This is a genomic window from Pseudomonas sp. GW822-FHT03F04, from assembly GCF_058801405.1.
In genome coordinates, this window is sequence record NZ_JBXANF010000002.1 from 317,178 (window position 1) to 342,233 (window position 25,056).

A 25,056-nucleotide genomic window follows, 5' to 3' on the forward strand; every position below is an offset into this window, starting at 1 on the left:
GTCTACACTCTGGCGCAACGGCTTTTTATCCGGAGCGCCTGATGCCTGCCAGTGTTGCCCAGCGTTTGCCATCCATCGACAGTCTGTTGCGTCATATCGCCTTGCAGCCATTGGCCGAACGCCACGGGCGTGAGGCGCTGCTGGCGGCGTTACGCCAGTTGCTGGACGATTTGCGCGAGACGGTGGTGGCGGGGCAGTTGTCCGCCGTTGAAATCAGCCCAGAAGCACTGGCCGGCAGAGTCGCTGAGCGCCTGTCGATACAGCAGCGCAGTCAGGTGCGGCGGGTGTTCAACCTGACCGGTACGGTTTTGCACACCAACCTTGGCCGCGCGCTGCTGCCGGAGGAAGCCATCGAAGCCGTGCAACTGGCGGCGCGTTATCCGTTGAATCTGGAGTTCGACCTGGCCAGCGGCAAGCGTGGCGACCGCGACGATCTGATCGAAGGCCTGATCCGCGAATTGACCGGCGCTGAAGCCGTCACCGTGGTCAACAACAATGCTGCGGCTGTGCTGCTGACGCTCAACAGCCTCGGCGCACGCAAGGAAGGCATCATCTCTCGCGGTGAGCTGATCGAAATCGGCGGTGCCTTTCGTATCCCCGACATCATGGCCCGCGCCGGTGTGCGCCTGCATGAGGTCGGCACCACCAATCGCACCCACGCCCGGGATTACGAAGCGGCGATCAGCCCGCGCAGCGGTTTGATCATGCGCGTGCATGCGAGCAACTACAGCATCGAGGGTTTTACCGCCCGTGTACCTACATCCGAGCTGGCCGAACTGGCCCATCGTCATGGCTTGCCACTGCTTGAAGACCTCGGCAGCGGTAGTCTGCTGGACCTGACCCGCTGGGGGCTGCCGGCGGAACCGACGGTGCGTCAGGCGCTGCTCGATGGCGCGGATATCGTCACCTTCAGTGGCGACAAACTGCTCGGCGGGCCGCAGGCGGGCGTGATTGTCGGGCGGAAGGAACTGATCGCGAAAATCAAGAAGAACCCGCTGAAACGCGCCTTGCGGGTCGACAAGATGACACTGGCGGCGCTGGAAACGGTGCTCGGGCTCTATCGTGATCCGGATCGCCTGGCTGAGCGTTTGCCGACCTTGCGTCTGCTGACCCGCCCGCAAGATGAAATCCTGGCTCAGGCCGAACGCCTGCAACCGGTATTGACCGGCGTTCTCGGTGAAGGCTGGACCGTCACTGCCGTGGCGGCGCTGGGCATGATCGGCAGCGGCAGCCAACCGGTGGCGCGTTTGCCGAGTGCCGCGTTGTGCGTGCGGCCGCAGGTTTCGAAACGCCTGCGCGGGCGCTCTCTGTTGAATCTGCAGACCGCGTTGCGCGAGTTGCCGATACCGGTGCTGGGGCGGATCGACGATGACGCGCTGTGGCTGGATCTGCGGCAACTCGACGACGAACCGGCGTGGCTGGCGCAGCTCGGGCCGTTGCAGACATGATCGTCGGCACCGCCGGGCACATCGACCACGGCAAGACCTCGCTGCTTCAGGCGCTGACCGGTCAATCCGGCGACCGCCGCCCTCAGGAGCGCGAGCGGGGCATGACCATCGACCTGGGTTATCTCTACGCCGAGCTGGCGCCCGGAGCGGGGCTGACCGGTTTCATCGATGTGCCGGGGCACGAGAAATTCACTCACAACATGCTCGCCGGCGCCCAAGGCATTGATCTGGTGTTGCTGGTGGTGGCGGCGGATGACGGCGTGATGCCGCAGACCCGCGAGCATCTGGCGATTGTCGAGTTGCTGGGGATTCCACGGGCGCTGGTAGCGATCACCAAGGTTGATCGGGTCGAGGCGGGCAGGGTGGTGGAGGTTCGCCAACAAATCGAAGCCCTGTTGGCGCCCGGTCCGTTTGCCGGGGCGCCGATGCTGGCGGTTTCAAGTGTGACGGAAGAGGGTGTCGATGCCCTGCGGCAGGCTTTGTTGCAGGTGCAAAGTGAAGTGTTGAAACGTAGTCGCGAGGGTGGATTTCGTCTGGCCATCGACCGGGCATTCAGCGTGGCCGGTGCCGGGATTGTCGTGACGGGCACGGCGCTGTCGGGAATGGTTGCCGTGGGCGACAAACTGATCCTCGGGCCGCAGGGCAAAACGGTACGGGTGAGGGGGCTGCATGCCCAGAATCAACCCGCAGAACTGGCGTTTGCCGGCCAACGTGTGGCCCTGAACATCAGCGGTGATCGCCTGGAGCTCGGGCACATCCATCGCGGGCAATGGCTGCTCGCCGAAGCACTGTTCGCACCGACTCAACGCCTGGATATCGACTTCCAGTTGCTGCCCGATGAGACGCGCACCTTCGAACACTTTCAGCCCGTGCATCTGCACCTCGGCACCCAAGACGTGATCGCCCGTGTGGCGTTGCTGGAAGGTCCGAGACTGAATCCGGGCGAGAGGATGTTCGCGCAACTGTTGACCAATACCCCGGTGCACGGCGTGAAAGGCGATCGACTGATCCTGCGCGACCCCAGCGCCCAGCGCACGCTCGGTGGCGGTCAGTTGCTCGACCCGTTCGCCCCGGCCCGGCAACGGCGCAGCCCCGGGCGTCTGGCGCAATTGCGGGCGCTGGCGATCAGCAGTGATCTTGAACAAGCGTTGCCGACGTTGCTGGAATACAGCGAAAGCGGCATTGATCCGCAGCGTCTGGAGCGTCAGTTCAACCGTCCGCGTGAAGGCTGGGCGCTGCCGGACAACGTCCGCCTGATCGAAACCCGTCAGGGGCAGAGGCTGTTCAATGCCCAGCGCTGGGGCATTCTGAAGTTCACGCTGCTGGAGCAACTGGCGCGTTTCCATGAACTGGAACCCGACCAGATGGGCCCCGACCGTGATCGTTTGCGGCGCTTCAGCGGACTGAACATCGAGCATTCGACCTTCATCAGCCTGCTGGAGGAACTGCGCAGCGCCGGCTCGCTCACCGCCAGCGGCCCGTGGCTGCATTTGCCGGATCATCAGGTGCGCTTGAATGCCGACGACGAAACCCTGTGGCAGGCCTTGCAGCCGCTGTTCGAACAGGCCGGCTTCGACCCGCCATGGATACGCGACGTGGCCAAAGCCGTGGGCCAGGACGACGCCACCGTTCGGCTGTTACTGCGCAAACTGGCGCGGCTGGGCGTGATGCATCAGGTGGTGCGGGACCTGTTCTTCACCGACATCACGCTGCGGCAAATGGCGGCCGTGCTGTTGCGCCTGGGTGAAGAAAATCCGCCGATTCAAGTCACGGCGTTCCGCGATGCGCTAGGCTTGGGACGCAAACGCAGTATCCAGATCCTCGAATACTTCGACCGCCTCGGCCTGACCCGGCGTCTCGGCGAGGGCCGGCAAATCCGCTTCGGCAACGCGCTGGCCAACCCCGGCGCCGACTGAGTTCAAGGAAGGCAATCGCGCCCGGTGGCGCGGCCGGGCTTCAAACCCGGTTGGGGACGGCATCCGTTCCCGGGCAGGTTCGACTCCGGCTGCCTTCCGCCACTTTTCTGTCTTCAGAACCCCAACGGGTACTGAATCACCACGTAGATCCGGTCAATATCATCCCCCGCCTGAGCGCTGTTGGCCCGGTGCGAGACGTGGGACAACTGCACGGAAAGATCCTTGGCCGCGCCGGACTGGACGATGTAGCGCAGATCGATGTCGCGCTCCCAATGCTTGCCGCCGTCGCCTTGTTGCGGCTGGAACTGGCCGCTGTCTGCGTCGAACGGGTTGTAGGCGCCGCCCTTGGGCGCGTGAGTACCGTCGATGTGGCTGCCGGAGACGTAGCGGGTCATGAAGTTCAGGCCGGGAATGCCGAATGCACCGAGATCGAGGTCGTAGCGGGCTTGCCATGAGCGCTCGTGGGCGCCGTTGAAGTCGGCGTATTTGATCGAGTTGGCCAGGTAGATCGAGTCGCCACCGACGAAATCGAATGGTGTGTCACCGTTGACGCGTTGCCAGCCGAGCATCACCGCGTGGGCGCCAATGGTGTATTTGCCCGAGAGGCTGAACGCGGTGTTGTCGATTTCGCCGGCAAGGGCCTGCCCGGTATCGCGGGTGTGGTAGACGTTGGCGTCGATCAATACGCCGGACTGTTTGAAATGCAGGTTGGCGTAGTACTGGTGCCAGGTTTCGCTGAGGTCTGACACATACAGCGCGCCACCGACCGGGCTTTCACTGAACAGGTCTGCGCCGATGAAGCTGATCCCGCCGGCCTTCGTAGTGGCGCCATAACCCTGGAAATCGCTTTTGCCGGTAGAGCTGTCCTGATTCTTGAACGCCGTGAAATGCCCGGCCACCAGATTCACATTGTCGATTTCGCGGCTGTTGAGTAGAAAACCGGTGGCGTATTCCGGCTGCAGACGTTTGTCCGAGGTGTCGAACACGGGCGTCTCTACCGTCATTTCGCCGAAGGCGAGGGTGGTTTTCGAGGCCTTGAGTTTCAGCGCACCGCCCGCGCTGGAATAGTCGCTTTCGCTGCGACCGTCGCTGTCCACGGGTAACAGCCCGGTGCCCGAATGTCCTCGGCCGCCATCCAGTTTCAGCCCATAAAAGGCATGGGCATCGAGACCGAACCCGATCGTTCCGTCGGTGAAACCGGATGCGAAAGTACCGATAAACCCCTGAGCCCATTCCTGTTTGTAGTTCTTCCCGGCAGGAGAGGGCGAGCGGTAGTCGTTGCTCAGGAAGAAGTTGCGGCTGAGCACTTCACCTTTGGCGTCATCCAGAAAACCACTGGCGCAGGCTGAGTTGGCCAGACCGCCAAACAGCAGGGCCAGCGTGATACGCGATGGCGGAAAACCTTTCATGTGTCAGTGACCGGCGTTGATGAAATGTCGCCGGATTGTCGTGCGGTCTGCTTCCGGAGGATTGAGCGGGTGTGCTGAGTTGCCTATCTGACAACCCTTGATCGCTGAACTACGCTGCGTTCTGTATTCCCGCACTCATAACTGTGGCGTAAGGAACTGACACATGCGGAGCCGGTTGCCTGCGTTGTTGATGTTTGTTTTCAGCGTGTTCTGCTCGACACTTCTGTGGGCTGAAGACAGCGCAAAACCTGCCGACGAGCCCGTCGAGTTGAAGGTAGCCAACCGCAGCATCATGGTGTTTCGCGCCACGCTGCTCGGGGAGGCGCCGGCATCTCGGGTCAAACGGGCCAAAGCGGTCATCGCCGAAGCCCTGGATGAGTCGGATGACCGTACCGTCACTGTTGACCCGATGCAGGACAACTACCTGGTGCTGCTGGGCAACAAACGGGCCTTTATCGTCTCGCCCAAGGATGTCGACAGCCTCGACTATCCCTCCGTGCAGATGGCGGCGCAGGGCGCGGCGGAAAAGTTGCGTCAGGTCGTGGCGGAAACGCAGGAAGCCAGGAGCCTGCATCGGATGCTACGTGCGCTCGGCGCTGCGGCGCTCGCCACTGGCATTTATTTCGTGCTGCTATGGGGCATCGCCTGGTTGCAGCGTCGATGGCTGAAGAGATTGCCCGAGTTGATGCGTCGGCATACCCAGGCGCTGAAGGTCGGACGAATTCCGGTGGTGGATGCCAATTATCTGTATCCACTGGTCATTCGCGTGTTCTGGCTGCTGCGCTGGTTCGTCATTCTGCTGTTGACGTATGAATGGCTGGGTTTTGTCCTGTCGCGGTTTCCGTACACTCGCCCTTGGGGTGAGAGCCTCAACAACTACCTCATCGAGGTTGCCAGCTATCTCTTGCAGGCCATCGTGGGCGCCATCCCCGGGCTGGGCGTGGCGTTGGCGATTTTCTTCATTGCCCGAGGCGCCACGGCGTTCAGCCGTCGGGTGCTGCGGCGCATGGCAACCCCGGGAACGTTCAACTGGCTGAACGAGGAAACCCTGCAACCCACCCAGCGCCTGACGTCTCTGGCGATCTGGCTGTTTGCGCTGGCGATGGCCTATCCGTATTTGCCCGGCGCCGGCACTGACGCCTTCAAGGGGTTGTCGGTGCTGATCGGCCTGATGATTTCGCTGGGTGCCACCAGTGTGGTCGGGCAGGCGGCGGCCGGGCTGATCCTGACGTACACCCGAACCTTGCGCCCAGGTGAATTCGTGAAAATCGGTGAACATGAAGGCACGGTGACGGAACTCGGCATGTTCACCACTAGCATCCGCACCGGGTTGGGAGAGGTGCTGACGCTGCCCAATTCGATGATCACCGGCACGGTCACCAAGAACTACTCACGCACGGTGCAGGGCCCTGGTTATGTGGTCGACACGGTGGTGACCATCGGCTACGACACACCGTGGCGCCAGGTGGAAGCGATGCTGCTGGAGGCGGCCCGACGAACGCCCGGCGTGCTGGAGATTCCGCCAGCACAAGTGTTCCAGACTGCGTTGTCCGATTTCTATCCCGAATACCGTCTGGTGGCGCAGGCCATTCCCAGTCAGCCTCGTCCGCGTGCCGTGTTGCTGAGCATGCTGCACGCCAATATTCAGGATGTGTTCAACGAATACGGCGTGCAGATCATGTCTCCGCACTATCTGGGTGACCCCGAAGAAGAAAAACGCGTGCCGAAGGAAAAATGGTTTCCGGCCCCGGCACAAGCGCCAACGGATACGTGACAGCCTCAATCGACAACAGGCAATTCAACCCTCGCCACCAGTCCCGAGCCTCGGCGATTGCTCAAGGTCAGTTCTCCGCCCTGTTCACGAACAATCGCCCGGGCCGCCGAGAGGCCGAGCCCGACACCGCCGGTTTCACGGTTGCGCGAGGTTTCGAGGCGAAAGAATGGATCGAACACCCGTTGCAGCGACTCTTCGGGAATCCCCGGCCCTTCGTCGCAGACTTCGATGCAGATCGAGCGAGCATTGCGACTCAGTGCAATACGTGGACGTTCGCCGTATTTCACGGCGTTTTCCAACAGGTTGACGATCACCCGTTTGATGCCCAGTGGCCGACCGTCATAGACCATGTGGGCCGGGCCACTGAAGTCGATTTGCAGGTTCTGATCGCGGTAATCGTCAAGGACGGTTTGCAGCAGCTCCGACAGATCGAACGCAGTAGGTTGTTCCAGCTGTGTGCCTTCGCGGAAAAACGCCAGGGCGGCGTTGATCATCGATTGCATTTCTTCGATGTCGCGAATCAGTTTCTGCTGATGATCGAGGTCTTCCATGAACTCGCTGCGCAGGCGCATCCGGGTCAATGGCGCGCGCAAGTCATGGGAGATGGACGCGAGCATGTGGGTGCGTTCGCCAATGAAATGCTGGATCTGCGCCTGCATGGTGTTGAAGGCGATGATGGCCTGGCGGATTTCGTGGGGCCCTTCGATCTCGATGGGCGGTGCGTTCAAATCACCGCCAAAACGCCTTGCGGCGCCGGCAAAACGTTGCAGCGGATTGGCCAGTTGGCGGGTGGCAATCCAGGCCACCAGCAACGTCGCGACCAGTCCCAGAGCAATGATCACCGCGATCCGGGCATCCAGGCTCAGTCCCCAGCTTCGTTCCGGTGGCGTGAATGTCAGCCAGCTGCCATCGGCCAAAGGCACGAGGGCGACGTAATGCGCCTGCGCACTGCCTGGCGGCCAGTCGTCGGGGTTGAATACTTCGATTTCCCGGTCATCACCGAGCAATTGTCGCAGCGCAGGAACCTTGCCGGTCTCGACCGGTTCGCCGTCCCCGGGCAGATTGAACTGGCTGCGTTGCGCATTCCATAACACTTCAAGCGTCGAACTGCTGGCCGCGCTCGCCAGTTGCGGGCGCAATTGGGCGGGTGCCGCCTCGATCACGCGGGTGCTCGCGGCAATCCGCTCCAGCAATCCGGTTCGTTCGATGGGAGGACGAGCCCAGATACCCGCGACCTGCACAAACAGCGCATTGAGAATCAGCGAGGCGATCATCGCCGCAACGATGGTCAGGGCAATCCGGCGACTGAGGGTGTCGCGCCGCAAGAGTCGGCCGATCATGAACGGCTGACCTTGGCCGTGAACATATAGCCGCCATTGCGCACGGTGCGGATCAGGTCCGGGCGTTTGCTGTCCGGTTCGATCTTGCGCCGCAGCCGGCTGACCTGCACATCGATGCTGCGGTCAAAGGCTTCGTGTCCCTGGCCATGGGTCAGGTCGATCAGTTGCTCGCGGGTCAGGATGCGCTGGGGATGCTCGAGAAAAACCAGCAGCAGATCAAACTCACCGCCGGACATCGGGATCATCACCCCCTCGGGTGAGCGCAGTTCACGGCAGGTGATGTCCAGGTGCCAACCGGCGAAGGTCATGACCGGTCGCGCCGGTTCGCTGGTGCGCTGGCCTTGTTCGCCGGCGCGCCGTTGCAATGCGCGCACCCGGGCCAGCAACTCCTGGGGCGCGAAGGGCTTGGTCAGGTAATCGTCGGCACCCAGCTCCAGGCCGACGATCCGGTCACTCAGTTCAGCCATGGCCGTGAGCATGATGATCGGGATCCCCATCTGCGCGCGGATTTTCTGGCACAGGCTCAAGCCACCTTCACCCGGCAGCATCAGGTCAAGAATGATCGTGTCCGGCCGCGCCTGTTCGATGGCGGCCCACATGGCCTGGCCATCGGGTGCCACGTCGACGTCGTAGGCGTGCTGAACGAAGAACTTCTTCAGCAGGGACAGAATTTCCACGTCGTCATCGACGATCAGCAGTCTGCTCACGTTTGCAGGATCCATGAATCAAAAGAGGGCATCTAAAACCATTTCGAAGGCGGGGTCATATATTTCAATCGAGCAACATTCCTTCGGTGCGGACATCAGCCAGACATCCTCGGGCAAAAAACCTCGGGCACTCTGCCGGCATTCCATCCAAGGGGGCTCATATGAAGGATATGAAAAGCGCTTATTCCACTCAGGGGCATGGCGCGGTGCGTCCACTGATCCTGACCCAGCGCACCAATACCGGCGCTCTCAATGCGCCGATCTTTTTCCAGGAAACCTGTCTGGGGATCGCCCAGGACCAGAGCCAGCTCGTCATGCGCCGCTACTTCGAGCGCTTCAGCCCGGCCGACAGCCATTGGGTGGAATACATCCACTCCATTCCCACCGCCGAATTCATTCACTGGATCATGACCCACGGCCAGTTGCGCATCGAGTGTTCTGAAAATACCCCGCTCAGCCAGATTCAGGCCGCAGGGGAAACGCATTGATGAGAAACCATCACTCACTGGCGCTGTTGCTCGCAGCCAGCCTGAGCCTCTCGGCCTGCAGCAATAAAAAGGTCGCGCCTGACATGTATTCCGGTTTTTTGAACGACTACAGCACGCTGAAGGAGCAGCAGACACCCTCGGGGCAGACGATATTGAGCTGGGTCAGCCCGGCGTTGGCGAGTGGTCGCTACACACGGGTCTATCTGGCGCCAAGCCAGTTTTACCCGAAGGTCGAGCCGACTGGAAGGATTCCGCAGAGCACTCTGTCGGGTGTGACCGGCTACTACGACGCGGCCCTGAGGCAAGAACTGGGAAAAATACTGCCATTGGCTTCGAAGCCCGGCCCGAACACACTGGTTGTGAGGCCAGCCATCACGCAGGTCGCCACCAGTACCCAAGGCCTGCGGTTTTATGAATGGCTGCCCGTCACCCTGGTCGCGGCCGGCGTCAGTACGGCTGCCGGCATTCGTGATCAGGACAGTGAAATCGCCACTGAAGTGTCCCTCGAGGATGGTTCGACCGGCGAGGTCGTGGCGAAGGTCGTTCGCAAGGGCACAGGCGTTCCACTGGAAAACGACAAGCAGGTGATGACGGCCGATAACGTCAAGGGTGTGCTCGATGGTTGGGCCACGGACTTGAGTCAGTCTTATGTCGTGGCCCGCAAGGCATCGTTACGCTGACAGCGCCGAGGTCAGAGACTTGCTTTCACCTGCAGTCCGAACACCAGTGCATTGTCGATGTCCTACCCGGAAAACGCGCCCGGCTCGATGATGTACTGCACGTTCGGTCGCAGGGTCAGCCATTGGGTGGCCTGGTAGCCGTAACCGAGTTCGATCAGTTGCTCGGAGCTGTCCAGGTTGGACAGCGGCGTGCCGTTGGCCAGCGCGGCGTCTTGTTGCACGTCGCGGCTGCGCGGGTTCTGCACGGCGCGACCGTAACCCAGGGCGATGGTGTCACGCGGGCGGCCTTCGAACGGCTTGTACAGAACCACACCAGTGCCGTACCACTTGCTGAACGGTGAGGCTGCTTCACTGGCGGCCGAGTATTGACCGAAGGCGTGCAGGCTGCGGCCCTCGGACGATTGCGAACTCCAGACCGCCTGATCGATCAGCAGGTAATGACCGCCGCGACCGGACACTTCCTTGTCGCTGCCGATGCGTTTCACGTCGGAGCTGTCGTAGTAGTAGCCGAGTTTGTATTCACCAGGCAGGGTGCCTGCGTGTTTGTAAACCAGTTCGACAGGTACCACAGTACCGGTGGTGTGTTTCGGGCCCAGGTGCCAGGCGCGGCTGGAGTTGCCGTTGCTTTCGGGGTCGACGTTGAACGCGGCGACGCGCAGTTGCCATTCCGGCGACAGGTCGTATTTGACCCGCACACCCAAGTGCGCATTGGGGTAGTTGGTCCAGCCGCTGCCACCGGACATGTTCAGCGGGTGCCCGCAGAAACCGGCGTTCATGAAATTGCAGAGGATGCCGCTGTCGAGGCCGCCGAGGTCGTTGCCCATGGCCATATAGCCGAGTTTGACGTTCAGTGCCGGGGTGAACAGCGTGCGCTCGTAACTCAGTTCGGTCAGGCGCGTGTAGAGGCCGCCGTAGTTTTCCTGGATCGGCAGACGGTTGCCGACCAGGTCTTCCGAGGCGCTGTTGCCGCGACGGTCGTTGATGGTCAGTTGGACCTTGCCCGCGTTGTCCACACCATAGATTTTGCTCAGGTCGAACTGTGCGCCGAGCTTGATGTTCTGCGAGTAACGGGCCGAGCGATGCAGGCCGCCGTCGGCGTTGTAAGCGGTTTCGCCAGTGTAATCACCGGTGAACTTGATGCCGTCTTCATCGAGCTGGTGGCGCAGGCCGCCCCAGTCGCCGGTCAGGGTGTTGCGGGTGAACACGTTCGAATCGGAATCGGCGAAAGCGGGCAGGGCAGTGCCGCAGGTGAGACCGAGCAGCACGCCGGTGAATATGCTGGAGTGAGAAAAGCGAACAGCCAATGACATTGCTGAAATCCAAAGCTGAGGACATGAAACGACGCGACACCCGAAGGTGTCGCGCACAAGTGAAGTAAAGGAGGGCGCAGCGGTTTACGGCAGGGCGTAAGCCATTACGTAGTCACCGCGATCGGTCGATTGACGAGCGCCACCAGCGGTGATGACCACGTATTGTTTGCCGGTTTTCGGCGACACATACGTCATCGGGCCGCCCTGACTGCCGACCGGCAGACGTGCTTTCCAGATTTCTTCACCGTTGCCGCTGTTGTAGGCGCGCAGGTAGAAGTCCTGGGTGCCGGCGATGAAGATCAAACCACCTTGAGTCGACAGCGTGCCGCCGAGGGTTGGCAGACCGATCTTGATCGGCAGATGCATGCGGATGCCCAGGGGACCTGTGTCTTCAACGGTGCCGACCGGCACTTGCCAGGCGACTTTCTGGGTCTTCATATCGATGGCGGTCAGGGTGCCGAACGGCGGCGCCTGGCACGGAATACCAGCCACCGACAGGAAGCGGTTCTTGTTCACCGCGTAAGGCGTGCCTTTCAGTGGAACGGCGCCCATGCCGGTGTTCAGCGCTTCGCCACCGGAGGTTGCCTCGCCTGTGTTCTGCGAAGGGATCATCTGAATCCACAGACCCAGACGCATGTCGTTGACGAAGATGAAACCGTGCACCGGGTCAGTGGAAATGCTGCCCCAGTTCATGCCGCCCAGTGAACCCGGGAAGCTCAGGGACTTGTCAGTGCCCGGCGCGGTGTACAGACCGTCGTAACGCATCGACTTGAAGTCGATCCGGCACAGCAACTGGTCGTATGGCGTGGCGCCCCACATGTCCGATTCGGTCAGGTGCTGGGCACCGATCTGCGGCATGCCCACCGATTTTGGCTGGGTTGGCGAGTAAGGTTCGTTCGGAATGTTCGAAGCCTTGACTGGTACTTCTTTTACTTCGGTCAGTGGTTTGCCGGTGGCGCGATCCAGCACGTAGATCTGCCCGGCCTTGGTGCCGATCACCAGCGCCGGCACGGTTTTGCCGTCCTTGTTGAAGTCGATCAGGCTTGGCTGCATCGGCAGGTCGAAGTCCCACAGATCGTTGTGCACGGTCTGGTAGACCCACTTTTCTTCGCCGCTGTTGGCGTCCAGCGCCAGAATCGATGCGCCGTAGGTGTGGTCGAGTTTGCTGCGCTCGACACCGTAGATATCGGTGGAAGAACTGCCCATCGGCAGGAAGACAGTGTTGGTTGCCGGGTCGTAGGACATGGGCGCCCAGCTGTTCGGCGTGCTGCGAACATAGGTTTTGCCATCGGCCGGCGCCTTTTTATCCTGCGGGTTACCCGGGTCGAACGCCCAGCGCATGGCGCCGGTGATCACATCGAAACCACGGATCACGCCGCCCGGCATGTCGGTTTGCACATTGTCGGCCACGCGACCGCCAACGACGACGGTGGTGCCGGCCATCAGTGGCGCGGAGGAGAGTTGATAGTAGCTGTCCGGAACATCACCCAGACCGGCCTTCAGATCAACCTGGCCGTTGTTGCCGAAACCCTGGCAGAACTCGCCGGTGTCGGCATCGACAGCGATCAGACGTGCGTCGATGGTGTTGGTCAGCAGACGGCGTGTGCAATTGGCGGCGGGAGCGGCCGGGGTCTCGGTCACTGGCGAGCTGGCTGGTTTGGCGACCGCAGCGCTGGCGTCGAAGTAGGCCATGCCACGGCAACGCTGCCAGACTTTCGACTGGGCGTTGATGGCGTTTTTCCAGAGTTCTTTACCGGTGTCGGCATCCAGCGCGATCAGGTTGTTGTGCGGGGTGCAGATGAACACCTTGTTGCCGATCTGCAGCGGGGTGAGCTGGTCTTCAGCGCCATTGCCGTCACTCTCGGCGATGTCGCCGGTGTGGTAGGTCCAGGCGACTTTCAACTTGCCGACGTTAGTGCGGTTGATCTGGTCCAGCGCGGCGAAGCGGCTACCACCTTCGGTATTGCCGTAGTGCGCCCAGTCTTTCTGCGCCTTTTCCGGTTCGACCGGAGTGAGGCCCGGGCCGGTGCCGGTAGGGGCGACCGTCGGGTGTGCGACGAACATGTTGCCGGCCGCCACGGCCAGGCCAACAGCCAGAACAGCGGCAATGCCGTACGCACCACGTCCCGGAACGCCACCGTTGGCGCGCTTGAGCATCGGGTAGACCAGCGCGACCGCCAGGCCCACGGCGCTGAACATGAACAGACGAGAGAACACCGGCCAGAACACCAGGCCTGCGTCGCTCACGGCCCAGATTGCCGTTCCCAGCAGAAACGCGGCGAAAAGCCACGCACCGGCAGGCTTGCGACGTGCGATCAGCAGGCCGGAAATGGCCATGACCAAACCACCCACCAGGAAGTACCAGGAGCCTCCCAGGCTGACCAATTTCACACCGCCAGCGGCCAGTGCCAGGCCGAGCAGGGCGATGATCACCCCGAGCCCGACCAGAATGAATGTTGATATGCCCGAGAGGCGTTGACTCTGCTTCACGTTGAATGTCCCGTTGAAATGAGGCGGGCAGTATATCGTTAGGTAACTACCTAGTTAAATCACTAATTCAGAATGAAAGGGGTTTTTGCGCTCAATGGTGCGACGAATCGACGCTGGCCTTGTCCTCGCTGGTCCTCAGGGACTATTGAAATGGTGGGGAAGTCTTTTATTTGCCAGCAGATATGGAATTTATGACAGGTTGTTCGCGGCTTGATGGTTTCCGCCGAACAGGATCGGCGGAAACGGTATTTGCTGCGGGCGAGACGAGGACTTAGTTAGCCATCACCTCATCCAGTGCCTGCTCAAGCGTGCTGACCGTCCGCTCGATGTTGTGCAGTTTTTCGAGTCCGAACAGACCGATACGGAAGGTCTGGAAGTCGGCCGGTTCGTCGCATTGCAACGGCACCCCGGCGGCGATCTGCAGGCCGTGGTTGGCAAATTTCTTACCGTTTTTGATATCGGCATCATCGGTGTAGCTCACCACGACGCCTGGGGCCTGAAAGCCGACTGCGGCCACGCTTTTGAAGCCTTTGCCGGTCAACATTGCGCGCACCCGATCGCCCAGAACCTGCTGGTCGTCGCGGACCTTTTCGAAACCGTAGGCTTGCGTCTCTTTCATCACGTCGTTGAACCGCGCGAGAGAATCGCTGGGCATGGTCGCGTGGTAGGCATGTCCGCCCTGTTCGTAGGCCTGCATGATCTGCAGCCACTTTTTCAGGTCGCAGGCGAAGCTGCTGCTTTGCGTCTGCTCGATGCGCTCGAGAGCCAAAGAACTGAACATCACCAGAGCGCAGCAAGGGGAGGCGCTCCAGCCTTTCTGCGGTGCGCTGATCAGCAGGTCGACTGCGCATTCGAGCATATCAACCCAAAGCGTGCCGGAAGCGATGCAGTCCAGGACGAACAGGCCACCCACTGCATGCACGGCGTCGCCGACGGCCCGCAGGTACTCGTCGGGCAGGATAATCCCTGATGAGGTTTCAACGTGGGGGGCGAAGACAATCTGCGGCTTCTGCGCCGCAATGGCTGCCAGCACTTCGTCCAGAGGGGGCGGGGCGTAGGCCGCCTGGCGACCCGTTTCGACCGGTCGGGCTTTCAGTACCGTAGCGGCCGCCGGGATGTTGCCCGTCTCAAGGATCTGGCTCCAGCGATAACTGAACCAGCCGTTGCGTATCACCAGGCATTGCTGGCCGGTGGCGAACTGTCTCGCCACCGCTTCCATGCCGAATGTGCCGCTGCCCGGAACCACCGCAACCGCCTCGGCGTTGTAGACCTGTTTCAGGGTCTGGGAAATGTTTTTCATCACTGCTTGAAATGACTGCGACATGTGGTTGAGCGAGCGGTCGGTGTAGACCACCGAGTACTCGACAAGCCCTTCAGGATCAATTCCGGGATATAGCTTTGACATGGGGTGACTCCTTAAGTGATTCCCTGGCAGTCAAAAGGTCTGGCGAACATCATCGGGAAGCAAGTCTAGGCAAAAGGCAGGGATGAGCTGATTGAATTGCAGAAATGACGATAGAGTGGTCATCAATGTCTCAATCGTTGCGTGAAGAATGAATCGTCCGTTGTTTATTTCTCTGGATGGGCCAAAAGGAACCGGCAAAACCACATTACTGGAAGCCGTTACGGCAGTACTGAGGGCCGACAACAAGAAAGTCATCCGACTTTGCGAGAGAAAAAGCGATCCCTACCGGGGTGCCACCATGGCCCTCGTCAACGAACTTGCCAGAAATCATTCCCGGGATCTGGAGTGGGCGGTGTGTCAGCGCTTTGCTGATAGCCGTAGCTGGATCTCCCGGCACGTGCTGACTGAACAGCCGGTGGGCAGCATTATCTTGATCGATCGCTGGTATCCGTCTGACGCCGCGTTTCGCCAAACCGTCCCGTTTGCAGAGATTCTCCAGTTGAACATCGAACGAAACGTGCAGGTGCCTGACCTGCATGTCGGCGTCGTCACCGCGCCGGATATTTCATGGGCCAGGGCAAAGGCACGATCCAGAGGACTGGGCGGTACTGTGATCCAGAAGCACGCTGAGCATGTCGCGTGTACAGAGACGTTCGAGCAAGCGGCTGCCGATCATGGCTGGGCTTTGTGCCGTAATGAAGGAACGATCGAAGACGCTACGATGCAGGTGGTTTCCGAGATTTATAAATTGATTAGCTGATCAAGAAAGGCGCAGGTAGACGAGCAGCCAACACCCCATTCAGAAACATCCGCTCAAGCGTCCGCGCCGAATCCGCATGAGCCGCGCGCCCGCGCAGTTCGGCATCCACCAGGCCGTAGACCAGCGATATGAACAGCTCGGTAAAGATCGCCGCGGTGATATCGATGCGAAACAGCCCTGCCTGCTGGCCTTTCAAAAAGAACCCGTCCAACGCCTCAAGATAAAACAGCCAGCGTCTGCCCCCCTGTTCCAGATCGAGAAAATCAGGACGGTATTGCGCCATCAAAAAGGCCAGCAACTCGCGGTGGGCGAGGTGTTCACGAATCAATCGGCGCAGCGCCTCCAGCGGCTCCAGATGCTGCAGGCCGGCGTTGTCGATGATCAGCTTTAGCGTGCCCTCGGCGTGCTCCTCCAGTTTTGCGGTCAGGTTTTCCCGTGTTCCGCAGTAGCGGTGCAGGGTGGCCTTGCTCACGCCAGCCAGTTGCGCCAACTCCTTCATCGTCGCCCTCGGCCGGTTGGCCACGGCCAGGGTCAGCGACTTGAGCATCTGTTCATCATGGGAAATCGAGTTCATCAGAGGCCTTGAGCGGTGTTCATATAAGATTCACAAAATACCCACATGAGACATTATTGACTCATTGGGATTTGAAACGTAGCATTCGCGCCAAATTCGATCAAGCCTTGGGTGAGTTATGGGCAATTTGCGTGCAGTAGGGATGGCGGGATCGCTGGCAGTCGCCATTGCGTTGGCCGGGTGTGGACCGGCGAGTGAACAAGCGGCGGTGGCGGAAGTGGCGCGCCCGGTAGAAGTGGTGGCCGTGAAAACCGAGCCTTTGGCGCTGACGTCGGAGCTGCCGGGCAGGGTGGAGCCGATGCGCGTTGCGGAAGTGCGCGCTCGGGTGCCGGGCATCGTGATGCAGAAGCGTTTTGAAGAGGGCGCAGACGTCAAAGCCGGGGATCTGTTGTTCCAGATCGATCCTGCACCGCTGAAGGCAGCGTTGTCGCGGGCCGAAGGTGAGCTGGCTCGCGCTCAGTCTGTTGCGCTTGAGGCTCAGGCGCGAGTCAAGCGCTATGAACCGCTGGTAAAGATCGAGGCGGTCAGCCAACAGGATTTTGACAGCGCCATGGCTGACCTGCGCAGCGCTCAGGCAGCCACCCGTTCGGCCCAGGCCGATCTGCAAAGCGCCCGGTTGAATCTCGGTTATGCCTCGGTAACCGCGCCAATTTCCGGCCGCGTCGGCCGTGCACTGGTCACTGAAGGGGCATTGGTCGGGCAGGGGGACGCGACGTTGATGGCGCGGATTCAGCAACTGGATCCGGTGTATGTCGACTTTACTCAGTCGGCCGCCGATGCACTGCGTCTGCGCGAGTCGCTCAAGGACGGAAAACTCTCCGCCGACGACAACAAGGCACTGTCGATTCGCGTCGATGGCACCCAATACGAGCGTCAGGGTGCGCTGATGTTTACCGATGTCGCCGTGGATCGCGGCACGGGGCAGGTGTCGTTGCGCGGCAAGTTCGCCAATACCGACGGCGTGCTGTTGCCGGGCATGTATGTCCGTGTGCGTACGCCACAGGGCACTGACAGCCAGGCCATTCTCGTGCCGCAACGTTCGGTGCAGCGGGGCAGCGATGGCGGCGCCCAAGTGATGGTGGTCGGCGCAGATGACCGGGTCGAATCACGCAGTGTGGTCACCGGTGCCATGCAGGGATCGCGCTGGCAGATCAGTGAAGGCTTGAAGGCGGGCGATCAAGTGATCGTTGGTGGCCTTGCCGGTCTGCAACCGGGGGCCAAGGTCGTACCGGGTCAGTCCCAGGCCGTGGCTCAGTCGTCTGAGTCGAAACAGTAAGGGCGCCGTCGCCGCGAGGATTTCCCGATGTCCAAGTTTTTCATCAAACGCCCGAACTTTGCCTGGGTGGTGGCGTTGTTCATCTCTCTGGCCGGCCTGCTGGTCATTCCGATGCTACCGGTGGCGCAATATCCCGACGTCGCGCCGCCGCAGATCAAGGTGACAGCGACTTACCCCGGTGCCTCGGCGAAAGTGCTGGTGGATTCGGTCACCAACGTGATTGAAGAGTCGCTCAACGGTGCCAAGAACCTGCTGTATTTCGAGTCGACCAACAACTCCAACGGCATCGCCGAAATTGCGGTGACGTTCCAGCCGGGTACTGATCCGCAGCTTGCCCAGGTCGACGTGCAGAACCGCCTGAAAAAGGCTGAGTCGCGCATGCCGCAAGCGGTACTCACCCAAGGTCTGGAGGTGGAGCAGGCCAGTGCCGGTTTCCTGCTGATCTATGCGCTCAACTATAAGGAAGGCTCCCAGCACACCGACACGACCGCGCTGGGCGACTACGCCGCGCGCAACATCAACAACGAACTACGGCGGGTGCCGGGCGTCGGCAAGCTGCAATTCTTCTCCTCTGAAGCCGCGATGCGCATCTGGCTCGACCCGCAGAAGCTGGTGGGTTATGGACTGTCCATCGATGACGTGAGCACCGCGATTCGCGGGCAGAACGTGCAGGTGCCGGCCGGCAGTTTCGGCAGCACGCCAACCAGCAGCCAACAGGAACTGACCGCCACGCTGGCAGTGAAAGGCACGCTGGATAATCCGCAAGAATTCGCACGCATCGTTCTGCGCGCCAACGAGGACGGCTCGACGGTCAAACTGGGCGACGTCGCCCGAGTGGAGATCGGTCAGGAGAGTTACAACTTCAACTCGCGTCTGAACGGCAAACCGGCCGTGGCAGCGGCGATCCAGTTGTCGCCCGGCGCCAACGCAATCCAGACCGCAACGGCCGTAAAAGAACGCCTGGCCGAACTGTCGACGTACTTCCCGGACGACGTGGAATATTCCGTTCCCTACGACACGTCGCGTTTCGTAGATGTCGCCATCGAGAAGGTGATTCACACCCTGATCGAGGCGATGGTGCTGGTATTCCTGGTGATGTTCCTGTTCCTGCAGAACATCCGTTACACGTTGATCCCGTCGATTGTGGTGCCGGTGTGCCTGCTCGGCACACTGGTGATGATGTACCTGCTGGGCTTCTCGGTGAACATGATGACCATGTTCGGCATGGTGCTCGCCATCGGCATTCTGGTGGACGATGCCATCGTGGTGGTGGAGAACGTCGAGCGGATCATGGCGGAAGAAGGGTTGTCGCCGGTCGATGCCACGATCAAGGCCATGGGGCAGGTATCAGGCGCGATCATCGGTATCACCCTGGTGCTGTCGGCGGTGTTCATGCCGCTGGCGTTCATGTCCGGTTCGGTGGGGGTGATCTATCAGCAGTTCTCGGTCTCGCTGGCGGTGTCGATTCTGTTCTCGGGTTTCCTCGCGCTGACGTTCACACCAGCACTGTGCGCCACTTTGCTCAAGCCGATTCCGCAAGGACACCATGAAAAGCGCGGTTTCTTTGGCGCCTTCAACCGTGGCTTTGCCCGACTCACTGAGCGTTACTCGATCCTGAACAGCGGGCTGGTCGCGCGTGCCGGTCGCATGATGTTGGTGTACGTCGGCATTATCGCGATGCTCGGTTACTTCTACCTGCGTTTGCCGGAATCCTTTGTGCCCGTGGAAGACCAGGGCTACATGATCGTTGACGTCCAGTTGCCACCGGGCGCGACCCGGACTCGCACCGAAGCGACCGGCGAACAACTGGAACGCTATCTCGCGTCCCGTGATGCGGTGCAGTCGATGTTCCTGGTCTCGGGTTTCAGCTTTTCCGGGATGGGTGATAACGCGGCACTCGCGTTCCCGGTGTTCAAGGACTGGTCGCAGCGTGGCGAAGATCAATCGGCGATGGCCGAGGTCATGGCGCTGAACGAGCAGTTTGCCGTGACCAACGACGGCGCCGTGATGGCGGTGCCGCCGCCACCGATTGACGGTTTGGGCAACTCCGGTGGTTTTGCGCTGCGCCTGCAGGATCGTGCCGGTCGGGGTCGTGAAGCCTTGCTCGCCGCCCGTGACCAGGTGCTCGGTCAGGCCAACGGCAACCCGAAAATCCTCTACGCCATGATGGAAGGTCTGGCCGAGTCGCCGCAATTGCGGGTGGTGATCGACCGTGACAAGGCTCGCACCTTCGGTGTGAGTTTCGAGTCGATCAGCAGTGCGTTGTCCGCCGCGTTCGGTTCTGAAGTGATCAACGACTTCACCAACGCTGGCCGCCAACAGCGTGTGGTGGTGCAGGCCGAGCAGGGTGATCGGATGACCCCGGAAAGCGTACTCAAGCTGTACGTGCACAACAGCGCGGGCGATCTGGTGCCGCTCAGCGCCTTCGTCACCACTCACTGGGAGGAAGGTCCGGTGCAAGTGGTGCGTTACAACGGATATCCATCGATCCGCATCGTCGGTGACGCCGGACCGGGCTATAGCACCGGTGAAGCCATGGCGGAAATGGAACGAATCGCTGCGCAATTGCCGGCGGGTTTCAGCTACGAATGGACGGGGCTGTCGTATCAGGAAAAGGTCTCCAGCGGTCAGGCGACGCAATTGTTCGCGCTGGCGATCCTGGTGGTGTTCCTGTTGCTGGTGGCGCTCTACGAGAGCTGGGCGATTCCGTTGACGGTGATGCTGATCGTGCCAATCGGTGCCATCGGTGCGGTGCTCGCGGTGATGGTCGCCGGCATGCCTAACGACGTGTATTTCAAGGTGGGCCTGATCACCATCATCGGTCTGGCGGCGAAGAACGCGATCCTCATCGTCGAGTTCGCCAAGGAGCTGTGGGAGAAGGGCTACAGCCTGCGCGATGCAGCCATCGAGGCCGCGCGCCTGCGCTTCCGTCCGATCGTCATGACTTCCATGGCGTTCATTCTCGGTGTGGTGCCGCTGGCATTGGCCACCGGGGCAGGGGCCGCGAGTCAGCGTGCAATCGGTACCGGTGTGATCGGCGGGATGCTCAGCGCGACGTTGCTGGGTGTGCTGTTCGTACCGATCTGTTTTGTCTGGGTGCTGTCGCGGTTGCGCAGTAAACCCGCACCTATCGAACAACCCGCTTTGGCTCAGGAGTGATTCCATGCGTATTTCAGCATTCTCTACGCTGGTGATCGCCATGCTGCTGGGCGGTTGCTCACTGGCACCGACTTATGAGCGTCCTGTTGCGCCGGTTGCGGAGCACTGGGCGGGGGAGTCGACCAAGCAGGGCAGTCCGATTAACCAACTAGCTTGGCAGACGTTTATCGTCGATCCCGAACTGCGTCGCCTGGTGGTGATCGCGCTGGACAACAACCGCTCTTTACGCCAGACACTTCTGGATATCGAACAAGCGCGGGCGCAATACCGTATCCAGCGGGCGGACCGGGTGCCGGGCCTGAATGCCGGTGCATCCGGCAATCGTCAGCGCCTGCCGGCGGATCTGGCCAGCAATGGCCAGGCGGGGGGCGTCAGCAGCTATCAGGTCGGCGTGTCGCTGCCGGAATACGAGCTGGATCTGTTTGGCCGGGTAAAGAGCCTTAGCGACTCTGCATTGCAAGAGTATCTGGCGACTGAAGAGGCGGCCCGCGCCGCGCAGATCGCCCTGATTGCCGAAGTCAGTCAGGCTTATCTGATTCACGATGGCGCCCAGCGTCGCCTGGATCTGACTCAGCAAACGCTGATCAGCCGCGAGTACTCGTTTGCACTGATCAGCCAGCGCCGATCAAACGGTACGGCGACAGCGCTGGACTATCAGGAAGCATTGGGACTGGTGGAACAATCGCGCGCCGAACAGGAAAGCAATCTGCGGCAGAAACAGCAGGCTTTTAACGCGCTGGTGTTGTTGCTCGGCACCAAGGATGCAGCGAAAGCAATTCCTGAACGGCTTTCGACGGAGCCGATGCTGGTTCAGGACATTGCGCCTGACACCACCTCCACGTTGATCGAGCGCCGTCCGGACATTCTCGCCGCCGAGCATCGATTGCAGGCGCGCAATGCCGACATCGGCGCTGCACGGGCGGCGTTCTTTCCGCGCATCAGCCTGACCGGCAGCTTCGGCACATCCAGCGCACAAATGTCCGGTTTGTTCGACGGAGGCTCGCGGTCCTGGAGTTTTGTGCCGAACCTGTCGCTGCCGTTGTTCGATGCCGGGCGCAACAGTGCTGGCCTGAGCCTGGCCGAAGCCCGTAAGGACTCGGCGGTGGCGGCTTATGAGGGCACGATTCAGACGGCGTTTCGCGAGGTCGCCGATGCACTGGCCGCCACCGACACCTTGCGCCGGGAAGAGGCGGCCCGACGCGCGCTGGCCGACACCAGTAGCGAAACGCTGAAACTGGCCAAGGCGCGTTATGAAGGCGGCATCGACAGTCACCTGCGTTACCTCGATGCCCAGCGCACCCGCTTCGTCAACGAAACGGCATTTATCGAGGTCAGCACCCAGCGACAGATTGCCCTGGTCGATCTGTTCCGCTCGCTGGGCGGAGGCTGGTCGCCAGAAAAGTCCTGACAACAGCTCCTTTGGGTTGGCACGTCCAGCCATTCAGCCCCGTGAACCGAGAGGTCACGGGTTTTTTTTTGCTTGGCGGAACGTTATTGAGGACGGACGGGATTGGCCGCACCATGCAGGAACATCTGTTCCACGACATTGGCCGAGTTGGCACTGGCGGCACGCCCGCGGCGTTCGGCATCGACCATGGCGAAAATCATGGTCAGGAACAGCTCGGTGAAGACCGCGGCAGTGATATCGATACGGAACGCACCCAATTGCTGGCCGCGCAGAAAAAATGCATCGAGGGCATCGAGATAGAACTGCCAGCGTTTGCCTTCATCGGTGTTCGCGAAGGTGTCGGGGCGATACTGAAAGAGCAGGAAAACCAGCATTTCACGATGTGCCAAATGCTCATTGACCAAACCGCGCAGGGCTTGCACCGGATCGCCATTCAACAGGTCGGTCGAGGTGGTGATCTGGTTGAGAACCGTCTCACCATGGCTTTCCATCATCAACACCAGATTGTCACGGGTGCCGCAAAAGCGGTGCAGCGTCGCCTTGCTTACGCCAGCGGCTTCAGCCAGCTCCTTGAGCGTCGCGCGGGGGCGATCAACGATGGCCAAAGCCAGCGCCTTGATGAGTCGTTCGTCTTGGGGAGTCAGGGACATCAGTCAATCTCGGATCGAATTTCAATGTCGGGAATTGTGCAGGAAAAGCTCTTTACTGCAACGAAAACCAAAAAAATCGAGAAATTTACTTCATCTGAGACAATTTTTACTCAACGCCCCCGGCACGCCGCGCAACGCTCTTGCCTCCCGCCAATCCCAAGCCTGAAACGAGCGACGGGCGATTCTGCCGACCAAAAACGCCTCATCACGGTTACTGATTTGTATGTTTGGGCATTTCACAGAACCAGTAATAAGCATATGAATTTATAGTTGGTCGTTTGTTCACGAATTACTGATAGTTTAATAAGCGAAAGACGTCATTGTTCCTGCTGGCCAACAGAGCGGGTCATGTTTCAACGGATGAAAGTTGTACACGGACTTCACGGATGATAGACCTCTCAGCATTCGCTACATGGCCACTGGGAAATCGCTATGCCTGTTGGAAGTCCATTCAATTGGATTGATAAACGGTACCTGACATGACGGCTACGCTGAACTACTCACTTCCCCACCTTGCACCTGCCACGCCACAGTCCCTGGATATATTTGAGCTTAAAGAGTCTAACGTTCGTTCTTACTGCCGTGACTTCACTGCCACCTTTCACACCGCTGAAGGGTCGACCTTGACCAGTGAACAAGGTCAGGTGTTCATTGACTTTTTCAGCGGCGCGGGGGCTCTGAACTACGGACATAACAACCCGGTTTTGAAAGCTGCGCTGCTCGACTATATCGAGAGCAATGGCATTACCCATGGCCTGGATTTCAAAACTACGGCCAAGAAGAACTTCCTGACGGCGTTCGATGAGCAGATCCTGGCCCGTCGCAACTTGCGCTACAAAGTACAGTTTCCCGGCCCTACCGGTACCAATGCGGTGGAGGCCGCCATCAAACTGGCCCGCAAGTACACCGGCCGCCAGAATATCGTGGCATTCACCAATGCGTTCCACGGCATGTCCCTGGGCAGCCTCGCCTTGACCAGTAACCCGCGTAAGCGAGCAGGGGCCGGGGTCACCTTGAACAACGTGACGTTCATGCCGTATGACCAGTATTTTAGCGACGACCTGGACACCTCGTTGTACCTGTCCAAGATGTTGCGCAGCGGTAGCGGCATCGATAAGCCAGCGGCCATCGTACTCGAGACAGTGCAGGGTGAGGGCGGTGTGAACAGCGCTTCGGCCGCCTGGGTACAAGCGGTGCAACGTATCGCCCATGACAATGACATTCTGTTGATCATCGACGATATACAGGCAGGCTGCGGCCGCACAGGGGACTTCTTCAGCTTTGAGGCCCTGGGTGTCACCCCGGATATCGTGACCTTGTCCAAATCCATCAGCGGCTATGGCTTGCCCATGTCCCTTGTTTTATTGGCGCCCCATCTGGATGTATGGGAGCCGGGGGAACACAACGGCACGTTTCGCGGCAACAACCTGGCATTTGTCACGGGCAAGGCGGTTATCGATCACTATTGGAGCGATACCCGTTTTACCCAGGAGCTCAGCGCCAAGGCAGACCTGCTGCATCAAGGGCTGCTGGCGTTATCCCGGGACTTTGCGAGCAAGGCGCCTAATCGCCTCAAAGGGCGCGGGTTCTTCCGAGGCATTGAGTTCGATGACAAGTCCCTGGCGCAGAGAGTTGCGGCACAGGCCTACGCGGGCGGGCTGATCATTGAAACTTCAGGCATCGACAACCAGGTGCTCAAGTTCTTGCCGGCACTGACAATATCCCCCGCGCAGATCACTCAGGGTTTGCACATACTGGAGCAAGCCTTTGCCGAGGTGACCGCATCATGAGTGATCAAATCATTACTCGGCATGCGTCCCTCGACGACGCTGCGGCGATTGCGCCATTGCTGGACAAATACCGCCAGTTCTATGGTGAAGTCTCCGATCTGGTCCGCTCACTGGAGTTTATTAAACAGCGATTTTTTCTGGGCGAAACAATTTTTGTTGTTGCTGAAGTCAATAACGAAGTCATTGGATTCACCCAACTATTCCCCAGTTTCTCAAGTGTCACACTGGAGCGCCTCTGGATACTCAATGACTTATATGTCGAATCGTCAAAGCGCAAGAAGGGAGTAGGGCTGGCGTTATTGAATGCAGCAAAAACATTTGCGCAGACAACAGGCGCCAAACAACTATTTATCGAAGGCGCAGACGATAATCCACGAGCACGAAACCTATACACTCGATTTGGATTTATCGAAAACACCGCGTATCACTATTATCATCTTCCATTGAAGCAAATCCAAGGATAGGAGCTTTT

Annotated in this window: 19 protein-coding genes and 1 tRNA gene; 12 read left to right on the forward strand and 8 right to left on the reverse strand. The window is 60.1% G+C overall.

Annotated features, from left to right (window positions below):
- The first annotated feature begins 41 nt into the window (after nucleotides 1–41).
- The 3 genes from selA (at nucleotide 42) to AC1RMX_RS05130 (ending at nucleotide 3,466) form a co-directional block, all read left to right on the forward strand.
- Nucleotides 42–1,448 carry an L-seryl-tRNA(Sec) selenium transferase gene (selA, locus tag AC1RMX_RS05120; protein ID WP_493070786.1) on the forward strand — a complete coding sequence of 469 codons (1,407 nt, stop codon included), beginning with the start codon at nucleotides 42–44 and terminating at the stop codon, nucleotides 1,446–1,448.
- A complete protein-coding gene (gene selB / locus AC1RMX_RS05125; RefSeq protein WP_493071157.1) occupies nucleotides 1,445–3,364 on the forward strand; it encodes a selenocysteine-specific translation elongation factor in 1,920 nt (639 codons plus the stop codon). The genes selA and selB overlap by 4 nt, the downstream gene beginning before the upstream one ends.
- A gap of 6 nt (nucleotides 3,365–3,370) precedes the next feature.
- A tRNA-Sec gene (locus AC1RMX_RS05130) sits at nucleotides 3,371–3,466 on the forward strand.
- Between the two features lie 11 nt (nucleotides 3,467–3,477).
- On the opposite strand, the gene AC1RMX_RS05135 is transcribed toward AC1RMX_RS05130, so the two are convergent.
- A complete protein-coding gene (locus AC1RMX_RS05135) occupies nucleotides 3,478–4,773 on the reverse strand; it encodes an OprD family porin (protein WP_493070788.1) in 1,296 nt (431 codons plus the stop codon).
- A 163-nt stretch (nucleotides 4,774–4,936) separates the two neighbouring features.
- On the opposite strand from AC1RMX_RS05135, the gene AC1RMX_RS05140 reads away from it, so the two are divergent.
- Nucleotides 4,937–6,547, forward strand: a complete 1,611-nt coding sequence (locus AC1RMX_RS05140) for a mechanosensitive ion channel family protein (RefSeq protein WP_493070790.1) — start codon at nucleotides 4,937–4,939, stop codon at nucleotides 6,545–6,547.
- Between the two features lie 5 nt (nucleotides 6,548–6,552).
- Here AC1RMX_RS05140 and AC1RMX_RS05145 read toward each other — a convergent pair whose 3' ends face one another.
- On the reverse strand, nucleotides 6,553–7,887 hold the full coding sequence (locus AC1RMX_RS05145) for an ATP-binding protein (RefSeq protein WP_493070792.1): 1,335 nt from the start codon (nucleotides 7,885–7,887) through the stop codon (nucleotides 6,553–6,555).
- A complete protein-coding gene (locus AC1RMX_RS05150) occupies nucleotides 7,884–8,609 on the reverse strand; it encodes a response regulator (RefSeq protein WP_102619865.1) in 726 nt (241 codons plus the stop codon). Before AC1RMX_RS05150 ends, AC1RMX_RS05145 begins: the two co-directional genes overlap by 4 nt.
- A 146-nt stretch (nucleotides 8,610–8,755) precedes the next feature.
- Here AC1RMX_RS05150 and AC1RMX_RS05155 point away from each other — a divergent pair, with 146 nt between their 5' ends.
- Entirely contained in the window at nucleotides 8,756–9,082 is a 327-nt protein-coding gene (locus tag AC1RMX_RS05155; RefSeq protein ID WP_493070794.1) for a hypothetical protein, read from the forward strand.
- Entirely contained in the window at nucleotides 9,082–9,762 is a 681-nt protein-coding gene (locus AC1RMX_RS05160) for a DUF3313 domain-containing protein (RefSeq protein WP_493070796.1), read from the forward strand. The genes AC1RMX_RS05155 and AC1RMX_RS05160 overlap by 1 nt, the downstream gene beginning before the upstream one ends.
- A 62-nt stretch (nucleotides 9,763–9,824) precedes the next feature.
- Here the strand turns inward: AC1RMX_RS05160 and AC1RMX_RS05165 are convergent, their stop codons facing one another.
- The 3 genes from AC1RMX_RS05165 to AC1RMX_RS05175 all read right to left on the reverse strand — a co-directional run bounded on the left by AC1RMX_RS05165 (nucleotide 9,825) and on the right by AC1RMX_RS05175 (nucleotide 14,967).
- A complete protein-coding gene (locus AC1RMX_RS05165; protein WP_493070797.1) occupies nucleotides 9,825–11,072 on the reverse strand; it encodes a carbohydrate porin in 1,248 nt (415 codons plus the stop codon).
- A gap of 84 nt (nucleotides 11,073–11,156) precedes the next feature.
- Nucleotides 11,157–13,562 carry a glucose/quinate/shikimate family membrane-bound PQQ-dependent dehydrogenase gene (locus AC1RMX_RS05170; protein ID WP_493070799.1) on the reverse strand — a complete coding sequence of 802 codons (2,406 nt, stop codon included), beginning with the start codon at nucleotides 13,560–13,562 and terminating at the stop codon, nucleotides 11,157–11,159.
- Between the two features lie 271 nt (nucleotides 13,563–13,833).
- On the reverse strand, nucleotides 13,834–14,967 hold the full coding sequence (locus AC1RMX_RS05175; RefSeq protein ID WP_493070801.1) for an aminotransferase class V-fold PLP-dependent enzyme: 1,134 nt from the start codon (nucleotides 14,965–14,967) through the stop codon (nucleotides 13,834–13,836).
- A gap of 148 nt (nucleotides 14,968–15,115) precedes the next feature.
- Between AC1RMX_RS05175 and AC1RMX_RS05180 the strand changes: the two genes are divergently transcribed.
- The gene (locus tag AC1RMX_RS05180) at nucleotides 15,116–15,727 is read left to right on the forward strand and encodes a dTMP kinase (RefSeq protein ID WP_493070803.1); all 612 of its coding nucleotides are present in this window, start codon (nucleotides 15,116–15,118) and stop codon (nucleotides 15,725–15,727) included.
- Here AC1RMX_RS05180 and AC1RMX_RS05185 read toward each other — a convergent pair.
- Nucleotides 15,720–16,301 (reverse strand): TetR/AcrR family transcriptional regulator, encoded by a 582-nt coding sequence (locus AC1RMX_RS05185; protein WP_096820428.1) that lies wholly within the window; start codon nucleotides 16,299–16,301, stop codon nucleotides 15,720–15,722. The genes AC1RMX_RS05180 and AC1RMX_RS05185 overlap by 8 nt on opposite strands.
- 118 nt (nucleotides 16,302–16,419) lie before the next feature.
- Between AC1RMX_RS05185 and AC1RMX_RS05190 the strand changes: the two genes are divergently transcribed.
- Genes AC1RMX_RS05190 through AC1RMX_RS05200 form a run of 3 tightly spaced genes read left to right on the forward strand, consistent with a single transcriptional unit; the run spans nucleotide 16,420 to nucleotide 22,144 of the window.
- Complete coding sequence (locus tag AC1RMX_RS05190) at nucleotides 16,420–17,577, forward strand: MexC family multidrug efflux RND transporter periplasmic adaptor subunit (protein WP_096820429.1); 1,158 nt, start codon at nucleotides 16,420–16,422, stop codon at nucleotides 17,575–17,577.
- Nucleotides 17,578–17,604: 27 nt separating this feature from the next.
- Nucleotides 17,605–20,736, forward strand: coding sequence for a multidrug efflux RND transporter permease subunit (locus AC1RMX_RS05195; RefSeq protein ID WP_493070806.1), 3,132 nt, complete (start codon nucleotides 17,605–17,607; stop codon nucleotides 20,734–20,736).
- Nucleotides 20,737–20,740: 4 nt separating this feature from the next.
- Nucleotides 20,741–22,144 (forward strand): efflux transporter outer membrane subunit, encoded by a 1,404-nt coding sequence (locus AC1RMX_RS05200; RefSeq protein WP_493070808.1) that lies wholly within the window; start codon nucleotides 20,741–20,743, stop codon nucleotides 22,142–22,144.
- Nucleotides 22,145–22,227: 83 nt separating this feature from the next.
- Here the strand turns inward: AC1RMX_RS05200 and AC1RMX_RS05205 are convergent, their stop codons facing one another.
- A complete protein-coding gene (locus AC1RMX_RS05205; protein ID WP_493070810.1) occupies nucleotides 22,228–22,794 on the reverse strand; it encodes a TetR/AcrR family transcriptional regulator in 567 nt (188 codons plus the stop codon).
- Nucleotides 22,795–23,330: 536 nt separating this feature from the next.
- On the opposite strand from AC1RMX_RS05205, the gene ectB reads away from it, so the two are divergent.
- Complete coding sequence (gene ectB, locus AC1RMX_RS05210) at nucleotides 23,331–24,584, forward strand: diaminobutyrate--2-oxoglutarate transaminase (protein WP_493071159.1); 1,254 nt, start codon at nucleotides 23,331–23,333, stop codon at nucleotides 24,582–24,584.
- Nucleotides 24,581–25,048, forward strand: a complete 468-nt coding sequence (locus AC1RMX_RS05215; protein WP_192557898.1) for a GNAT family N-acetyltransferase — start codon at nucleotides 24,581–24,583, stop codon at nucleotides 25,046–25,048. Before ectB ends, AC1RMX_RS05215 begins: the two co-directional genes overlap by 4 nt.
- Nucleotides 25,049–25,056: the final 8 nt, after the last annotated feature.